The sequence below is a fragment of the Chitinophagales bacterium genome (assembly GCA_019638515.1).
Classification (GTDB): Bacteria; Bacteroidota; Bacteroidia; order Chitinophagales; family LD1; genus UBA7692.
This window is the reverse complement of record JAHBTS010000003.1, coordinates 253,086-269,821: the sequence shown is the minus strand read 5'-3', so window position 1 is coordinate 269,821 and position 16,736 is coordinate 253,086. Positions and strand designations below refer to the sequence as shown.

The 16,736-nt window shown below is 40.5% G+C and carries 13 protein-coding genes; 8 read left to right on the top strand and 5 right to left on the bottom strand.

The features are described 5' to 3' along the window. Positions 1 to 67: 67 nt before the first annotated feature. The 4 genes from KF872_07765 to KF872_07750 form a co-directional block, all read right to left on the bottom strand. Positions 68 to 2,143 (bottom strand): PAS domain S-box protein, encoded by a 2,076-nt coding sequence (locus KF872_07765; protein ID MBX2903439.1) that lies wholly within the window; start codon positions 2,141 to 2,143, stop codon positions 68 to 70. 123 nt (positions 2,144 to 2,266) lie between these two features. After that, positions 2,267 to 2,962: a T9SS type A sorting domain-containing protein gene (locus tag KF872_07760; protein MBX2903438.1), complete on the bottom strand. Its 696-nt coding sequence runs from the start codon at positions 2,960 to 2,962 to the stop codon at positions 2,267 to 2,269. Positions 2,963 to 2,974: 12 nt separating this feature from the next. After that, complete coding sequence (locus KF872_07755) at positions 2,975 to 4,870, bottom strand: Omp28-related outer membrane protein (GenBank protein MBX2903437.1); 1,896 nt, start codon at positions 4,868 to 4,870, stop codon at positions 2,975 to 2,977. A 142-nt stretch (positions 4,871 to 5,012) separates the two neighbouring features. Then, positions 5,013 to 5,897 (bottom strand): ceramidase domain-containing protein, encoded by an 885-nt coding sequence (locus KF872_07750; GenBank protein MBX2903436.1) that lies wholly within the window; start codon positions 5,895 to 5,897, stop codon positions 5,013 to 5,015. 153 nt (positions 5,898 to 6,050) lie between these two features. Here KF872_07750 and ettA point away from each other — a divergent pair, with 153 nt between their 5' ends. From ettA to KF872_07715, 7 genes are all read left to right on the top strand, one after another. Beyond that, entirely contained in the window at positions 6,051 to 7,730 is a 1,680-nt protein-coding gene (gene ettA, locus KF872_07745; GenBank protein MBX2903435.1) for an energy-dependent translational throttle protein EttA, read from the top strand. 142 nt (positions 7,731 to 7,872) lie between these two features. After that, positions 7,873 to 8,340 carry an NADH-quinone oxidoreductase subunit NuoI gene (gene nuoI, locus KF872_07740; GenBank protein ID MBX2903434.1) on the top strand — a complete coding sequence of 156 codons (468 nt, stop codon included), beginning with the start codon at positions 7,873 to 7,875 and terminating at the stop codon, positions 8,338 to 8,340. Positions 8,341 to 8,432: 92 nt separating this feature from the next. Continuing rightward, positions 8,433 to 8,948, top strand: coding sequence for an NADH-quinone oxidoreductase subunit J (locus tag KF872_07735; GenBank protein ID MBX2903433.1), 516 nt, complete (start codon positions 8,433 to 8,435; stop codon positions 8,946 to 8,948). 8 nt (positions 8,949 to 8,956) lie between these two features. Further along, positions 8,957 to 9,274, top strand: coding sequence for an NADH-quinone oxidoreductase subunit NuoK (gene nuoK / locus KF872_07730; GenBank protein MBX2903432.1), 318 nt, complete (start codon positions 8,957 to 8,959; stop codon positions 9,272 to 9,274). A gap of 78 nt (positions 9,275 to 9,352) precedes the next feature. After that, positions 9,353 to 11,251 (top strand): NADH-quinone oxidoreductase subunit L, encoded by a 1,899-nt coding sequence (gene nuoL / locus KF872_07725; GenBank protein MBX2903431.1) that lies wholly within the window; start codon positions 9,353 to 9,355, stop codon positions 11,249 to 11,251. 58 nt (positions 11,252 to 11,309) lie between these two features. After that, positions 11,310 to 12,755: an NADH-quinone oxidoreductase subunit M gene (locus KF872_07720; GenBank protein ID MBX2903430.1), complete on the top strand. Its 1,446-nt coding sequence runs from the start codon at positions 11,310 to 11,312 to the stop codon at positions 12,753 to 12,755. Between the two features lie 25 nt (positions 12,756 to 12,780). Beyond that, on the top strand, positions 12,781 to 14,169 hold the full coding sequence (locus KF872_07715) for an NADH-quinone oxidoreductase subunit N (GenBank protein MBX2903429.1): 1,389 nt from the start codon (positions 12,781 to 12,783) through the stop codon (positions 14,167 to 14,169). A gap of 243 nt (positions 14,170 to 14,412) precedes the next feature. Here the strand turns inward: KF872_07715 and KF872_07710 are convergent, their stop codons facing one another. Beyond that, complete coding sequence (locus KF872_07710; GenBank protein ID MBX2903428.1) at positions 14,413 to 15,033, bottom strand: T9SS type A sorting domain-containing protein; 621 nt, start codon at positions 15,031 to 15,033, stop codon at positions 14,413 to 14,415. 137 nt (positions 15,034 to 15,170) lie between these two features. Here KF872_07710 and KF872_07705 point away from each other — a divergent pair, with 137 nt between their 5' ends. Next, positions 15,171 to 16,733 (top strand): T9SS type A sorting domain-containing protein, encoded by a 1,563-nt coding sequence (locus KF872_07705; protein ID MBX2903427.1) that lies wholly within the window; start codon positions 15,171 to 15,173, stop codon positions 16,731 to 16,733. Positions 16,734 to 16,736: the final 3 nt, after the last annotated feature.

Here is a 16,736-nt window from a genome sequence, read left to right as displayed (position 1 = left end):
TTTGAGCTAAAATAGGGAAACGGTATAAGTGGTTTGTTACAAAGATTACATATGGGATTTCTTAAAACTAGTTTTTAAGATTGTTTAAACTTTTACTTATGGTGAAAAAGAAGGCGGTGCCTTGTCCGGGTTCGCTTTCGAACCAAATATCGCCACCGTGGAGATGAACAATTTTTTTGCAAATGGCAAGCCCTATTCCTGTACCGGGAAACTCGGTTTCGGCATGTAGGCGTTGGAATATTTGGAATATTTTTTCTTTAAACTCGGGTTCTATACCAATACCATTATCGCGGATGGCAAAGAGCCATTCTTTTTGGTGGTTTTCTACGTTTACAACTATAATAGGTTGGCGGTTTTTTACAAATTTAATGGCGTTGTCTATTAAGTTTTGAAAGAGTTGCATGAGTTGGTTGCTATCGCCAAATACCATGGGTAGTTCATCGGTTCTTATTTCAGCATGGTTGGTTTGTATGGTGGTTTCTAAGTTTTTAAGAACCACTTTTACTAAATCGTTTAGGTTGGTATCGGCAAATGGTTTTGGGCGTGTGTTTATTCTGGAATAGTTTAAGAGATCTTGTATAAGGCGCTGCATTCTTTTTGCGCCTGCTACGGAGTATTCGATAAATTCTTTGGCATCGCCTTCTAGCCTATTGCTGTATCGGCTTTCGAGTAGTTGCAAATAGCTGGAAATAGTGCGTAGTGGGCCTTGCAAATCGTGGCTGGCAATGTAGGCAAAGCGCTCCAACTCTTCGTTGCTGCGTTTTAGTTCGGTGGTTTGTTTTTCGAGTTTTTGTTGTGTTTTTTTCAAATCGGTAATATCCATTACCATGAGCATACCGTAAATAATATCGCCATCATCGTTTCTTATGGGCAAATAATTTATTTGGTAGGTGAGGTTGTTTTGTTCTAGTTCATAAGAACCGGAAATGCCTTCAATTGTCCATTTGTAGATGTGCTCTACTTCTTTTAATTGTTCTTCTGTAAAAAGGTCGTAAATACTTTTGCCTTCTATGTGTTCGCGGTTTAGGCTGATAAAGCCAATGAGGTTTCCTTCGGCTAAGAGGTAGCGCAGGTTGTTGTCGAATACAAAAATGGCGGAGCGTGGAATGTTTCTTGCTATTTGCCTGTAGAGGTTTTCGGAAATGCGCAGGGTTTTGTTGGCGGTTTCTAAATCGTGTGTTCGCAGGCGCACTTTGGTTTCTAACTCCACATTTATTTTGTGCATGAGTTGTTGGCTCTTTACTCTGTCGGAAATATCGCGAACGTGCAGTAGGAGTGCCGGGTTGCCATTATGGGTAAAGCGCGAAACTTTTACTTCTATGGGTATAATTTTTCCTTCGCTGTTTAGTGCTTGCGATTCAAAAACGCGCATTTCGCCTTGGGCTAAAAGTGGTTGGCGTGTTTTTACGGCTTCGTATTGCGAGTCGGGAGTTAAATCAAATATATTTTTTCCAATAAGTTCTTCGCGCGATTTGCCGTGCATATTGCAGGCTTCGTTGTTTACATCTAGAATAGTGCCGTTTAGGTCTTCAACATAAATGGCATCGGGCGAACTGTTGAATATATCGCGGAATTGTTGCTCATTATTTTTAGAAACTATTTGGGCAATTTTGCGCTCTTTAATTTCGTTGAGGAGCTTGTTGTTGGCGGTGGTAAGTTCGCGGGTGCGTAGGTTTACTAAACTCTCAAATTCATCGTTGGTTCTGCGCAGTTCTTCTTCTGCTGTCCGCTGTTTGGTAATGTCTGAAAATATGCTGATGCTACCAACAAAATTACCGTTTTTGTCAAAAAATGGGCGACCTGTAACGCGCCACCAAAGTAGTTCTCCTGTTTTGGCGCGTACTTGGATATCGTAAGTATCTGTAACGCCCTTTTTGCGGAGTTTCATTTTATCGTCAATAAGTTTTTCATATTTCTTATTGGCCAATAGTTGATAGCCGGAGGTGCCAAAAATTTCATCTACGGTGTATCCTAATTGTGTGCAAAATGGTTCGTTTACAAATACTACTTTATTCTCTGTGTTTTTTATGAGCACGCCATCGTTAAAGAATTCTAACAATGCTTTATACCCCAGCAGTTGGTCGAATTCTAACTGTGGTTTTTCGAAGAGTTGCTCGCTTGTATTTTTTTGAGGTTTAGGCATTTAATTATATCCGAAAGTAAGAAATAATAGTGTGTTACGAATAGTGGAAGATATAGTTGTTTGTAAAATTAAAAAAACCTGCCTGCATTGTGCCGACAGGTTTCACAGACTAAGATTGGTATATTATTTTGCTAACTTTTTTGTAGCTATAACTTTGTTGTTTTCCATTATGTGCATTACATAATTTCCTTTTTCTAAGAAAGCTGTATTGATAATGGTTGTCTTTTCGCTAATACTTTTTTCTGCTACCATTCTGCCGGTTACATCAAAAATAGCAACGGTGCGTTGGGCATCGTTTTCAAAACGTAAGTTTAAAACGGTATTTACGGGAATAGGATAGGCGCTTACTTTGGTAGTAAGTTCGTTTTCAATGGAGGCTAAGCAATCTTCGCCTTGTGTAATGGTAACGTTATACGAAAGTGGAACTACGCTATTGGCGCTGTCGCCATCTATCCATGCACGCAAGGTGGCAGTAGATGTGCCGGCTTGGCATTTTGCCGAAGTTCCGAATTTCATAAAAGTGCTGTCGCCATTGTTTAACTGAATTTCGCGCACAATGGAACTTGCTGCATAGCAATTTTCTAAATCGCACATAGAAAATTCATAAGCAGCCACGCTGCCGCTATAGCTCTCAAAAACCCATTTTACCAATGCTGTTTTGCCGGAGTTATTTTTTAGATAAATAATGGATTCTACATCTCTTCCGGGTGTAACTTCTAAAGACTCAACCATATTGCCGGTAGGGCTAAGTAATAACTGTTGAGCATTCATAACAATGCTACTAAAAGCTGCAATGGTTACAAGAAATAATAAACGCATATTCTTAATTGATTAGTGTTGAACAATGAATGATTTTTTTGCCGACATGCCACCGTTGCTTATTTGGATGGTGTATAGGCCCGATTGAAAACTAGTAGTGTTTAAATGCAGTTCAGAACTGTTTTGTATAGTGTTATTGAATACTTCTGCACCGCGTAAATCGAATACTCTTACAGTAGCGGTAGATAAAGTTTCGCCAAAAGATACACTCAATGCATTTTTTGCCGGATTAGGATAAAGGCTGATATTATTTGCAAACGAAATTGGCGCTATACCTGTTGGCTTTTGCGGGCCACCGTTTGTAGTAAGAGTACTTTCAACATTTAGATTGTCTATATAAAGGTTGTTTCCATAATTGCTGATGGCTTTAAAGCGTACAAATACTTCGGGCTCGCCTGCAAAGTAGTCTAGGCTGGCAGCATCTGCCGCCCATTGCGAAGCAGTAGGTTTAAATTCGTTTTTGCTATTGGCAGATGTTGCTAAATCGGCACCTTTTTTAGACCAAAGTTTTACCCAAGTATTACCGCAGTCTTTAGAGCCTTCAATATCGCAACCGTCTTCAAAGCTATTACTGTAGCGCACGTGTGCTCTATCGAATGTGAGTTTTGCAAAATCTGCACCTGTTAAATTTAAGGTTGGCAGGTATAAATAATCTACTGAACCATCGGGAATAGCATAGAAGCGAATGTAAGCAGATTTTGCTCCGGTACCGTTGGCGCTGTACGCAGCATCTTTCCAAGTGAGTGAAAGGTCGGGGTTTTCGATAAGGAATGAAGTTGGAATGCCACTTTCAAAATCTTCGGCAATAGGGAATGGAACTGCGGCATCAGGGAAGCTGAATGTGCCTACGGTGGTGTCGTTGAATACGTTTTGATCGTCTTCGTAATTAGGAGATTTGGCAATAATTTGAATGGTATGAGCGCCACTTATTTTAGCAATTGGATCTAGTGTGGCTACGGTTTGTGCTCCGCTGGCTAAGTTGCCGCTCCACGATTGGGTAAACGAGAAGTTGCCATCAATTTTTACATCTAAATCTAAATTGGTTAATGTTTCGCTACCATTGTTTTTAATGGTTACAGAGGGCACAAAATTAGGAGCATTGCAGTTTAAAAATGGTATTTGCTTGTCAGCTATTTTAGCATCTACGCGCACTTGCTTTTGGGCGCTGCGTGCTGCTTGCTCTACTACTTTATTGTTGTCGTCTTGTATAAAGGCTACAACGGCTATTTGATTTTTATCGAAGATATAGGCCGGTATTTTAACTCCAAAGGTTACAGTTTGTATTTGCCCATTTGTCCAGTTTTGGCTAAGTGTTGTGCCTGCAGGATTGGGATACATTTTGCGCATAACATCAAAGAATTCAATTTCTCCGTTTAAAGCAGGTTGAGTGAGCATAATTTCTCTTTCAACCATTGCCACTCTCAACTTAAGAGAGGCAGGTTTTTGTGCCGTAAAGGCTTGGCTTGCTTCAATGTTTACAGTAATGTAAATAGAATCGGCAGCATAGGAAAAATCGTGCGAAACCGATAAGTTAAAACTGCTGGCAACAGAAAAGCGATTATCGAAATCGGTTTGCGAAAAACCTGCGGCATGCTCACTCTTTACATTGCCATCCAAAATTCCAAAGGGTAAAGATGTGTTGCTGTAGTAATTGCCACGGGCATTGGATTCGCTCGAAGTTTGGCTGTATAGCACATTGCGCGAACTGGAAGAAACAATACTTTGGTATTTAAGAGGAACTACACTGCCATCGTTGTCTTTCAATAATGCATTTAAACTCGGGTTGGTAGCAGCGCAAGGTCCGCAATCTTCTCCGGTAAATTCTTCAAATAGCATTACTCTTTGCGATTGAGCATATACACCTCCAACCAAAAGAAGTGTAGATAAAAACAAGTAAATTTTTTTCATGTTATTAAAAAATGATAAGAATAAAAAACAGTAGGCGAAAGTAGAGTATTAAGTAGGTATTGCAGTGTTTTTTAAAAGTTTTTATCTACTGCTGCAAGTTTTGGAATAAGATTATTTTAAGGATTGTTATGGGTGTTTTTTGTTAATATATATCGTATTGGTGGTAGCTTTTGTCTTTATCGGCCAAAATAGTAGTGTAGTTTTTTTCACTACGGATATAAAAGTAGAAATAGAAACCGGCTACGCCTCCCAGTAAATGCCACAATCCGTGTGGTTGGATAAAACTATCGGGGCTGCATAAAATTCTTTGGTTGTCGAATTCAAAAAACATTACAGCCAACGAAATAGATGCCAGCGTTAGCCACATATAAAGTTTATTGGTTTTGCCGGGGTCTTTGTTTTCAATAATAATGGCAAAAATAAACATGGTAACAATCATGCCTAGCACAATAAACCTACCAATTACCGGAGGCGAAAAGAAAGTGAGGTACACATACAAGATTGAAAACCCAATAGTTAAAAAGAGAACTTCTTTAGGATGCTTGCCATTGCTGGGTAGGCCACGCACCATAAGCACAATTCGATGGGTGAAATACATAAGCGGGTACAGGCTTAAGCTAAATACACCGGAGTAATCTAAATCTCTTCCAAATAAGGTTAAGCCCGCATGAAAGTAGCTGCTGGCAACAAATAAATACACCTGAATAATGCCATATACAAATGAATACCAAGGGTTGGCCGAAATTAAATTATAGCGTTTTTGTTGCCGCCAGTCGCGCCAAGCAACGCCCAGCACATACAAACCCACCAGCAGGTAAATTACATTGGTAAATGTATTTACGGGTTGCCTTATGGGATCAAACATGTTGGTGTTTTCGCAAAAATGTTTGTCTATTCCATCGTAATAAGGTGTGTTAATCCAAAACCCATTGTTGTGAAAGGTTGCATTGGTAAAACTGATACCCCACGCATAGGCAATCGAAACTGCCAAGGCTACCAATAATTGTTTTACAAAACTCTTAGTCATAGGTTTTTTTACCAACCGCTTTTTAGTTCCGTGTGTTGTTTTTTTTGAATAAGATACCTCAAAGCCTTTTTGGTTGCATCTTTCGTGCGTGTCGAAAATACTCTCTTAACCTTCGTGAGTAATGTTACTTTTGCCCGCCTAAATGTGTTTAGTATGTCAGAAGCTACACAGCGAATAATTTTTTCGATGACAGGTGTGAGCAAAACAATTCCACCTAGTCGCCAAATTTTAAAAGACATTTACCTGTCTTTCTTTTACGGTGCCAAAATTGGTATTATAGGTGCCAACGGTTCGGGTAAATCTACCTTAATGAAAATTATTGCCGGAATAGACCAAAGCTATAATGGTAAAATAGAAAGCAATAAAGATTTTTCGGTAGGTTATTTGGAGCAAGAGCCGCAATTAGACAATAGCAAAACAGTAGTAGAGGTAGTGCGCGAAGGCAAAAAGGAAATTTTTGATATGCTGCAAGAGTTCAACGACATCAGCGAAAAATTTGCCGAGCCGATGGACGATGACCAAATGAACAAACTGCTCGAAAGGCAGGGTACACTTCAAGATAAAATTGATGCTGCCAACGCATGGGAGATAGATAGTGTACTGGAGCGCGCCATGGATGCGCTGCGGTGTCCGGAACCTAATACTCCCATCAAGAACCTTTCGGGAGGCGAAAAGCGCAGAGTGGCATTGTGCCGCCTACTCTTGCAAGAACCGGATGTGCTGCTGTTGGATGAGCCCACCAACCACCTCGATGCCGAATCTATATTGTGGTTGGAGCACCACTTGGAGCAATACAAAGGAACTGTTATATGTATCACGCACGACCGCTATTTCTTAGACAACGTAGCCGGTTGGATATTAGAGCTCGATCGTGGCGAAGGCATTCCATGGAAAGGAAACTACTCTTCGTGGTTAGACCAAAAAGCTAAACGCCTAGAGCAAGAAGAAAAATCTGAGACTAAACGCCAAAAAACATTGCAGCGCGAGTTAGAATGGGTGCGCCAATCGCCCAAAGCACGGCAAGCTAAAAGCAAAGCCCGTATAGCCAACTATGAAAAAATGCTGGAAGAAGATGCAAAGCAAAAAGAAGAAAAGTTAGAAATATACATACCACCGGGGCCGCGCTTAGGATCTAAAGTAATTGAAGCTAAAAATGTAGCCAAAGCCTTTGGAGACCAACTCCTTTACGAGAACCTGAACTTTAGCTTACCACAAGGTGGTATAGTTGGAATTATTGGACCCAACGGAGCCGGGAAAACCACACTTTTCCGCATGATAATGGGGCAAGAAAAACCCGATTCCGGAACCTTCGAAATAGGCGAAACCGTAAAAATATCGTACGTAGATCAAACCCATACCAATCTCGATCCCGAAAAAACAGTTTGGGAAACCATTAGCAACAGCGATGAATGGATAGAACTCGGAAAGCTAAAAATGAATAGCCGCGGCTACGTGTCGCGCTTTAATTTTAGCGGAGCCGACCAGCAAAAGAAGCTGAAGGTACTTTCCGGTGGCGAAAGAAACCGCCTGCATTTGGCGCTAACTTTACGCGAAGAAGCCAACGTGCTACTTTTAGATGAGCCAACCAACGATTTAGATGTAAACACCATTAGAGCACTGGAAGAGGCCCTTGAGAACTTTGCCGGATGCGCTGTTATTATTTCGCACGACCGTTGGTTCTTAGACCGTGTTTGCACCCACATTCTTGCTTTTGAAGGCGATGCGCAGGCATACTATTTTGAAGGTACTTTTAGCGAATACGAGGAAAACAAAAAACAAAGACTGGGCGACACATTAGAAAAGAAATTTAAATATCGGAAGCTGGTAGCGTAGTGGATATTTTATTCTTGAAAAAGATAATGAATATTTCACAGAAAAGATAATATTGCAACCGCTTTTTAGTAGGAAAAACATGGCAACCTCTATAAAAGAAATATCACTTAGCGGACGAAAAAAAGACGTTTCCAACAAAGAAATGACCTTTACAGAAAGGCTTTACTTGCCCGGAATTGTTAAAGGAATGGGTATTACACTCAAGCACTTTTTTCGCCCGAAAGCAACCATTCAATATCCGGAGCAAAAACGCGAGTTTTCACCCGTATTTCGCGGGAGGCACATCTTAATGCGCGATGAAAATGGCGCAGAACGCTGTACCGCCTGCGGTTTGTGCGCCCTCAGTTGCCCTGCCGAAGCCATTACCATGATTGCCGCAGAGCGTGAACCGGGCGAAGAAAAACTATACCGTGAAGAAAAGTATGCTTCCACTTACGAGATAAACCTGCTGCGTTGCATCTTTTGTGGCTTGTGCGAAGAAGCCTGCCCCAAAGAAGCCATCTTTCTTACCCAAGATATGGCTCCGGCAGATTACCAACGCGAAGGATTTATTTATGGGAAAGAAAAGTTACTCATGCCATTAGAAGAAAATACAGATACTAAAAAATAAAAGACATGGCATGTAATTTTAAATACTTCCCAAGCGCAACCCAGCAGTATTGCAGTATTTAAAACGTACCAACAAGAAATCATAATATAGAAATGACCTTTTACATATTCTTGTTCTTAGCAGCGTTAGCGGTTTTTTGCGGTTTAATGACCGTAACTTCCCGCAATCCGGTTTATTCCGTACTCTATTTAATTGGCTGCTTTTTTGCTATTGCCGGGCACTATCTTCTGTTAAATGCACAGTTCTTGGCGGTAGTTCATATTATAGTTTATGCCGGTGCAATTATGGTATTGTTTTTATTCACGCTAATGATGATGAATTTAAACAAAGAAACTGAGGCTCACAAACCCGCATTGGCACGCATTGCTGCTGTATTTTCATCCGGTCTTTTGCTATTGGTTCTAATTGCTGCATTGAAAAAAACCGAACCTTTTGTGCCTCCCGTACATATTGATGGCGGAATTGGATTGGTGAAAACATTAGGACAAGTATTGCTAAACGAATATTTAGTACCATTTGAATTTGCCAGTATCTTATTATTGGCAGCCATGATTGGTGCTGTTTTAATAGCTAAAAAGGATAGTTCACCCAAACCTGAATTGAAATGAGCGTATTGATGAACATTTTCCATGCAGTGCCGTTGCACAATTATTTGTTTTTAAGTGCGGTGCTTTTTTGTATTGGTGTATTTGGGGTGCTGCTGCGCAGAAATGCCATTATTATATTTATGAGCATTGAACTAATGCTTAATGCCGTAAACCTGCTACTGGTGGCGTTTTCTACTTACCACAACGATTCGAGCGGGCAAGTATTTGTATTTTTTATTATGGCAGTAGCTGCAGCCGAAGTGGCAGTGGGTTTGGCAATTTTGGTAACCATTTACCGCAATTTGCATACTGTAGATATTGATGAACTGAAAGCATTGAAATTTTAGATTTTTGATTTTTAAAGCGTATTTAAAATAAACGATGAAGAACCAAGAATCTTAAAATCAGAAAATTTTAAATTAGAAATGACAGCGATATACCTTTTAATTCTCCTTCCGCTAATCGGTTTTTTAATAAACGGTTTGTTTGGAAAAAAGCTACCTAAAAACGTTTCGGGTTGGCTTGGTTCGTTGGCGGTGCTTGGTTCTTTTGCAATTGCATTAAAGTATTTCCTCGATTTCTTTTCAGGCGCAGCAACAGCGGCAATTGATAAAAATATTTTTGAGTGGATAGCATTTGGTAACATCAGCATTTCGTTTGGCATTCTTATAGATCAACTTTCGGTAATGTGGCTTATGATAGTTACCGGAATCGGATTTTTAATACACGTGTATTCCATAAGCTATATGCACGATGACGAAAATTTCAGTCGTTTTTTTGCATACCTTAATCTGTTTATCTTTTTCATGCTGTTACTGGTATTAGGCAATAGTTTATTGGTAACATATATTGGTTGGGAAGGAGTAGGTTTATGTTCTTATCTGCTTATAGGGTTTTGGTTTAAAAACCAATCTTACAACGATGCTGCCAAGAAAGCATTTGTAATGAACCGTGTGGGCGACCTTGGGTTTTTATTGGGCATGTTTGTATTACTTTTTTATACCAATACATTGCACTTTGGCGAGTTGAAGGCATTAGCACAAGGAGGCAGCATTGGCGCCAATATCGCTTTGGCAGCTACCGTGTTTCTTTTTATAGGGGCAATGGGTAAAAGTGCACAAATACCTTTATATACATGGTTGCCGGATGCTATGGCGGGGCCAACTCCCGTTTCGGCACTAATACACGCAGCTACCATGGTTACAGCCGGAATTTATATGGTGGTGCGCACCAACTTTTTGTACGATTTAGCACCCGAAACTTTACACTTTATTGCAGCCATTGGTGTGGCTACCGCTTTGTTTGCAGCTACTATTGGTGTGTTTCAAAACGATATTAAAAAGGTATTGGCATATTCCACTGTTTCGCAGTTGGGTTTAATGTTTATGGCATTGGGTTTAGGTGCTTATACTTCGGCTGTTTTTCATGTAATTACGCATGCTTTCTTTAAAGCTTGTTTATTCTTGGGAAGCGGTTCTGTAATTCATGCTTTGCATGGCGAGCAGGATATTAGAAACATGGGCGGTTTGAAAAAATGGATGCCTATTACGTTTATCACATTCTTATTGTCTTCGTTAGCTATTTCGGGTATTCCTCCGTTTAGTGGTTTCTTCTCTAAAGATGAAATTCTTGCTGCGGCATTTGAACACAATAAAATTTTATGGATAACGGCTACGGTTGCTTCATTGCTTACGGCATTTTACATGTTCCGTTTGGTGTTTCTTACTTTCAATACACAGTTTAGAGGCACTGAAGAGCAAAAACATCATTTGCACGAAAGCCCTGCTTTAATTACAATTCCATTGGTGGTTTTAGCAGCATTGGCTGTGGTAGGCGGTGCTATGGGTATTCCTGAAGTTATGGGCGGAAACCATTGGTTAAAGCATTTTCTTTCGCCTGTAATTGGCGGTTCGGCACATGGCGCACACGCAATGGCACACAGTACAGAATTGGCATTGATGGCAGGAGCGGTAATTGGAGCTGTGGCAAGTATATTGTTTGCTTATATCCGTTTTGTAAAGGGCGGTACATTACCGGCAAAAGAAGGCGAAATACAAGGTGTGGCAAAGGTAATTTACCACAAGTACTATATTGATGAAATATACAATGCCGTGGTGGTAAAGCCAGTGATGGCAATTTCTACTTTGGCTTACGAAATTTTTGATTTGCTGGTAGTAGATGGAGTGGTAAACTTAACAGCCAAAGCTACTTTTTGGAAGGGAAAACAGTTGCGCATATTGCAGAGTGGCAATATTGGTTTTTACATGATTATGATGGTGTTGGGCGTGTGTGCAATTTTGGGATATTTAGTTTGGCAGATGTAAATAATAAAAGATTGGGTGTATTTCTAAAGCTAAAAATAGCCCTGTAATACAATAAAATATGTTACTCATTATACTCTTGTTGATTGCTTTAGCCGGAGCTTTATTTACAAAACTATCTGGCGATAAACTGGCTGCTAAAACGGCATTGGTATTTTCGTTTGCCAATGCGGTAGTTGCCGGAGTGGCACTTAAAATGGCTTCTTTAGGTCAGTTTACTTCTTTGCATTTTTCGGCATCGTGGATTGCAAGTCCTAAAATAGATTTTGCATTAGCGGCAGATGGTTTGGGTATTTTAATGATTGGTTTAACCAATGCGCTTATTCCTTTAATTGTGCTGGCATCTTCTTCGCGTAAGTTATCTAACGAGAGCAGTTTTTATGCCTTAATTCTATTTATGCAGTTTGCACTTATTGGTGTTTTTGCAGCTACAGACGGCTTTTTGTATTATATTTTTTGGGAATTGGCATTGCTGCCTATATTTTTTATTGCATTGCTGTGGGGCGATGGCAATAGAGAATACAGAGGTAAAGTGGTATTGAAATTTTTTATCTACACCTTGGCAGGTTCACTTTTCATGTTGTTGGGCTTTATTTATTTATACCAAAAGGCAGGTTCGTTTGCTTTGGTAGATTTATATGCTTTGCAACTTTCTGCCGCGGAGCAGCATTGGTTGTTTTGGGCTTTCTTTATTGCCTTTGCTGTAAAAATTCCGGTGTTTCCATTTCATACTTGGCAGCCCGAAACTTATACCGAATCGCCTACCGCAGGCTCTATGCTTTTAAGCGGTATTATGCTTAAAATGGGTTTGTATTCATTGCTGCGCTGGTTGTTGCCGATATTGCCTGCCGGTGTTGCCGCATGGACTCCGGTGGTAATAGTATTGTGTGTTGTGGGTGTAATATATGGTTCGGTAATTGCGCTTCGCCAAGATAACATCAAACGTTTAATTGCTTATTCATCGTTGGCGCACGTGGGCTTAATTGCTGCGGGTATTTTTACTTTTTCAAAGGCAGGTTTGCAAGGCAGCGTGGTGCAAATGATTGCACACGGTTTTAATGTGGTAGGCTTGTTTTTTGTGGGCGAAGTTATTTATCGCAGAATTGGTTCTTACGATATTCCTAAAATGGGAGGCATTCGCAATGTGGCACCTAAGTTGGCAACCTTGTTTATGATTTTGGTATTGGCATCTATTGCATTGCCGGGCACCAATGCTTTTATTGGTGAATTTATGTTGCTGTTTAGCGTATATGAGTATAATACGGTATTGGCTGCCATAGCCGGATTGTCTATAATTCTTGGCGCAGCATATATGTTTAGAATGTATCAGCGCTCTATGTTGGGTGAAGAAAAACCAACATTGGCATTTGCAGATTTAAGCTGGAGCGAAATGGCGGTATTTGTTCCTATCGCAGCAGTAATATTTGCTTGCGGTGTTTATCCTTATCATATTTTAAAATTGGCAGAACCTGCATTGAATGTAATTTTAAATGCAGCATTGCGATAACATTATTGAGCGTAACTAAAGAAAAATGAACGCACTTATATATACATCTGCTCTTGGTATTTTTTGCTTATTGGCAGAGATATTCAACCTGCGCAAAATGGTGATACCCATTGCCATTGCAGGCTTGTTGGTTATTTTAGGTTTAACTTTTAACGATTGGAATGGCGACCATACTGCACGTGAAACTGCAGTGTACAACATGTTGAAAGCCGATGGTTTTTCGATGGCTTTCTCTGGGTTGTTGATTGGCTTAACGGTATTGCTATTGCTGCTAAGCAGTGAATTTTACAAGAATGAAGCCGCCAAAATTTCAGATTACATTGCGCTTACCATTTTTATTTTGGCTGGGGGTTTGGCAATGGTAAGTTTTGGAAACCTCGCCATGTTGTTCTTAGGAATTGAAGTTCTTTCAATATCGTTGTATATTATGGCTGGTGCCAATAAGCGCGATAAGCGCAGCAACGAGGCGGGAATGAAATACTTCTTAATGGGTTCGTTTGCATCGGGCTTGCTGCTATTGGGTATTGCCTTGCTTTATGGCGAAACGGGTTCTTTTGATATTGTACATATTCGCGATTATATAGCCACACATCAGCCATCGTCTATGTTATACGTTGGAGTAGCTTTGATTATGATGGCATTGCTGTTTAAAGTAAGTGCAGCTCCTTTTCATTTTTGGGCACCGGATGTGTATGAGGGTGCGCCTATGCTGCACATGGCAATAATGGCTACGGTAGCTAAAATTGCGGCATTTGCAGCGTTTTATCGTTTGTTCTCTGCATGTTTTGTTCCGGTAATGATGCCTTTTGGTTGGGTATTGAGCGCTGTGGTTGCTCTCACCATTACCATAGGTAACCTTACTGCTTTACAGCAAGATTCATTTAAGCGTATGTTGGCCTTTTCGGGAGTGAGCAATGCAGGATATTTAATGTTAGGCATTGTTACATTATACGGAAAAACCGATAATGCCGTATTCTTTTATGCCTTGGCTTACGGTGTGGCTTCTGTGGCAGCATTTGCAGTGGCAATTATTGTAAGCCGCCATACAGGAAGCGAAAAATACGATGGATTTAATGGCTTAGCCAAGCAGCGTCCATTGTTGGCATTGGCACTTACTGTTGCCATGTTATCGTTGGCCGGTATTCCGCCTTTAGCCGGATTTTTTGGTAAGTATTATATTTTTAGCGAGGCCATTCGCAATGAGCGCTTTTGGTTGGTATTGATTGCTATTGTAAACTCAATTGTAGGTGTTTACTATTATTTGCGTGTGGTGTATGCCATGTATTTAAAAGAGGTACCGGAGCAAGCTACTGCGCCTGCTATACCACTTACATATACTTTGGTAATTGTTATTAGTATAGCAATAGCGGTTGCTGTGGGCTTAGTTCCTTCTTTGGCAACGGGTTTAATGTAGTTTAGCAAGCCAGGGTGAGCGACAAATAGCTTTTAGTTGTGTAAGTTATTGCTCCTTTTCTTCAACAAAATTTTTGTGTAGTGGTGGTGTGTTGCCGGCAATGGAATCTTGACGGCTTTTAGTATTGGTTTTAGTAAATTTTGTACGAATAAATACACTTGTATCTACAGAATGAATAAAAAAAGGCTAAGCAATGTATTTATGCTTAGCCCTTTTAGCTTTAAATAGAAATATGTGGCGCTGTTATTTTACAAAGCGCTGCACTACCTTATTATTCAATAGAACGTAGTACACGCCTGCATTCCATTCCGAAATGTTTACGGTGTTTTTTCCTTGTTGGAGTTGAAGTTTGGTTTGCGTAGCACCCAAGTTATTGACGATACTTATTGCAACGGCTTCGTTGGTGTTTATTTCAATAAAGTTGTTTGCCGGATTGGGGTAAAGTGTTAGCTGCTCGGTGGTAGCTGCGGCCGAAATAGCACTAAGTGCATCAAAACAATATCTTTTTGCTGCAGAGAAATAGTGTAAGCTATCGTTGGTGCGGGAGGCATAGCGCGTAAAGTAGCAACCCGGGCGCACTTCGGGAACGGAGTACCAAACTTCTTGCGCTGTAGAGCCCGGAAAGAACGAAAACAGCTTGGCGCTTGCAGTTGGCCCAAGTAGTGTATCTGTAAAAACATAGCAACTTGCAACACCGCCCTTTTTTGCCAAGCTTTCGGGTAGTTGTGTTTTAAACGAAACGGTTTGTATGCTCGCATTGTAAGATACTTCCGGGTCTTCTAAAGTATAAGAAACTGTTTGTGCGTTTAGTGCTGTGCCCGCAGTTAGTAGTATTGCAAATAGTGCTGTATGTATAGCTCTCATGATGTTGGTTTTATGCAAGTATAATTTATTCTAAATACAATAAGAATTGGAAAACGGCACAAATTAAAAATATTCACTGTGCAACAATTTTAATAGCCAGAATTGAACTCTTTTTTTAAACTTCGTGGAAAGAAAATATGAGGCTGCTATTCTTGTTTTATTTATTGCTGGCAACGGTATTGTCCGGTTTCTCACAAGTGTTTAGTGTAACGGCATTTGGTGCAGTAGGCGATAGCGTTACGCTAAATACGGTTGCCATACAGGCTGCTATAGATAGTTGCCACAATAGCGGGGGCGGAAAGGTGGTTATTCCTTCCGGTATTTTTCTTTCCGGCACTATACGAATGAAAAGCGATGTGGAGTTGCAAATAGATTCGGGAGGTGTGCTGAAAGGTAGTGCCAACTTAAATGACTATCCAATAATTACACCACTTTTACGCACTTATGCCGATGAGTATGTGCAGCGCAGTTTGGTGTATGCAGAGGGTGTGCGCAATATTGCTTTTACGGGAAAGGGCAGGGTGAATGGAAATGGATTGGCACCTGTTTTTATCAATAGCAGCAATCGTGTTTTTGGGTTTAGAATTTACACTTCTTCTAATGTGCGATACGAGGATTTAACGCTGCAAAATTCTGCATTTTGGATGATGCATAATTGCAATTTAGATACAATGTTGGTTAGAAACATTACCATCACCAACCATTGCTATGGCAACCAAGATGGTGTAAATATCGACATGTGCCGCAACGTGCTGGTAGAAAACTGCGATATAGATGGCAACAACGATCCAATAGTAATGAAAGCAATGGCGCCACTGTTTACTCAAAATGTTGAAGTAAGAAACTGTACGCTTGCTACCTACTCTCGCGCCATTAAAATTGGTACCGAAACACAAGGTTTTTTCAGTAATATTTATGTACACGATTGTGTGGTGAAAAAGAGTGTGCGCGGACCGCTCAACTTAGATGCCAAATGCGGTATTAACCTTGCTATTGTAGATGGAGGCGGCATGGAAAATATTCGTATAGAGAACATACAGTTGGAGGCCATAACGCCCATAGCCATTCGTTTGGGAAACAGGGCACAAAAGTATATGCCATCGGCCCCGGTTCCGGGAGTGGGATATGCACGCGATATTGTATTGAAAAATATTACAGCAACTGCAAAGTCAAATACTACTTCGCATATTACAGGAATTCCTAACCACAGCATCGAAAATATTCGACTCGAAAATGTTGCCATAACTATTCCGGGTGGCATGGATTCTCTTCCCGGATGGATAGTGCCAGAGAATGAAAGCAGCAAACCCGAGCACGATATCTTTGGCGATACCATTCCCGCTTACGGACTTTTTTTACGCCACCTAAAGAATATACAGCTTTGCGATGTGAGTATTACCGCATTGCAGCCAGATAATCGCCCTCGGTATATACAGAGCGATGTTGTGAATTTAGATACTGTATGCATAAACGGGTTGGCAGAGCTAATGCCTAAACAGGTAGTTGTGTTTCCTAATCCTGCTCACTCGTATATTCAAGTTGCAGCCAGCGAAGTGGTAGATGACACCGTAAGAATATGGGATGCCGTAGGAAAACTAATGCTGCAAACAAAAGCGCGCCAAATAGATGTTGCTGAGTGGAAGGCAGGTGTGTATATAGTGCAGATTGGAAATGCCGTACAGCGCTTTGTAAAGCAATAATGT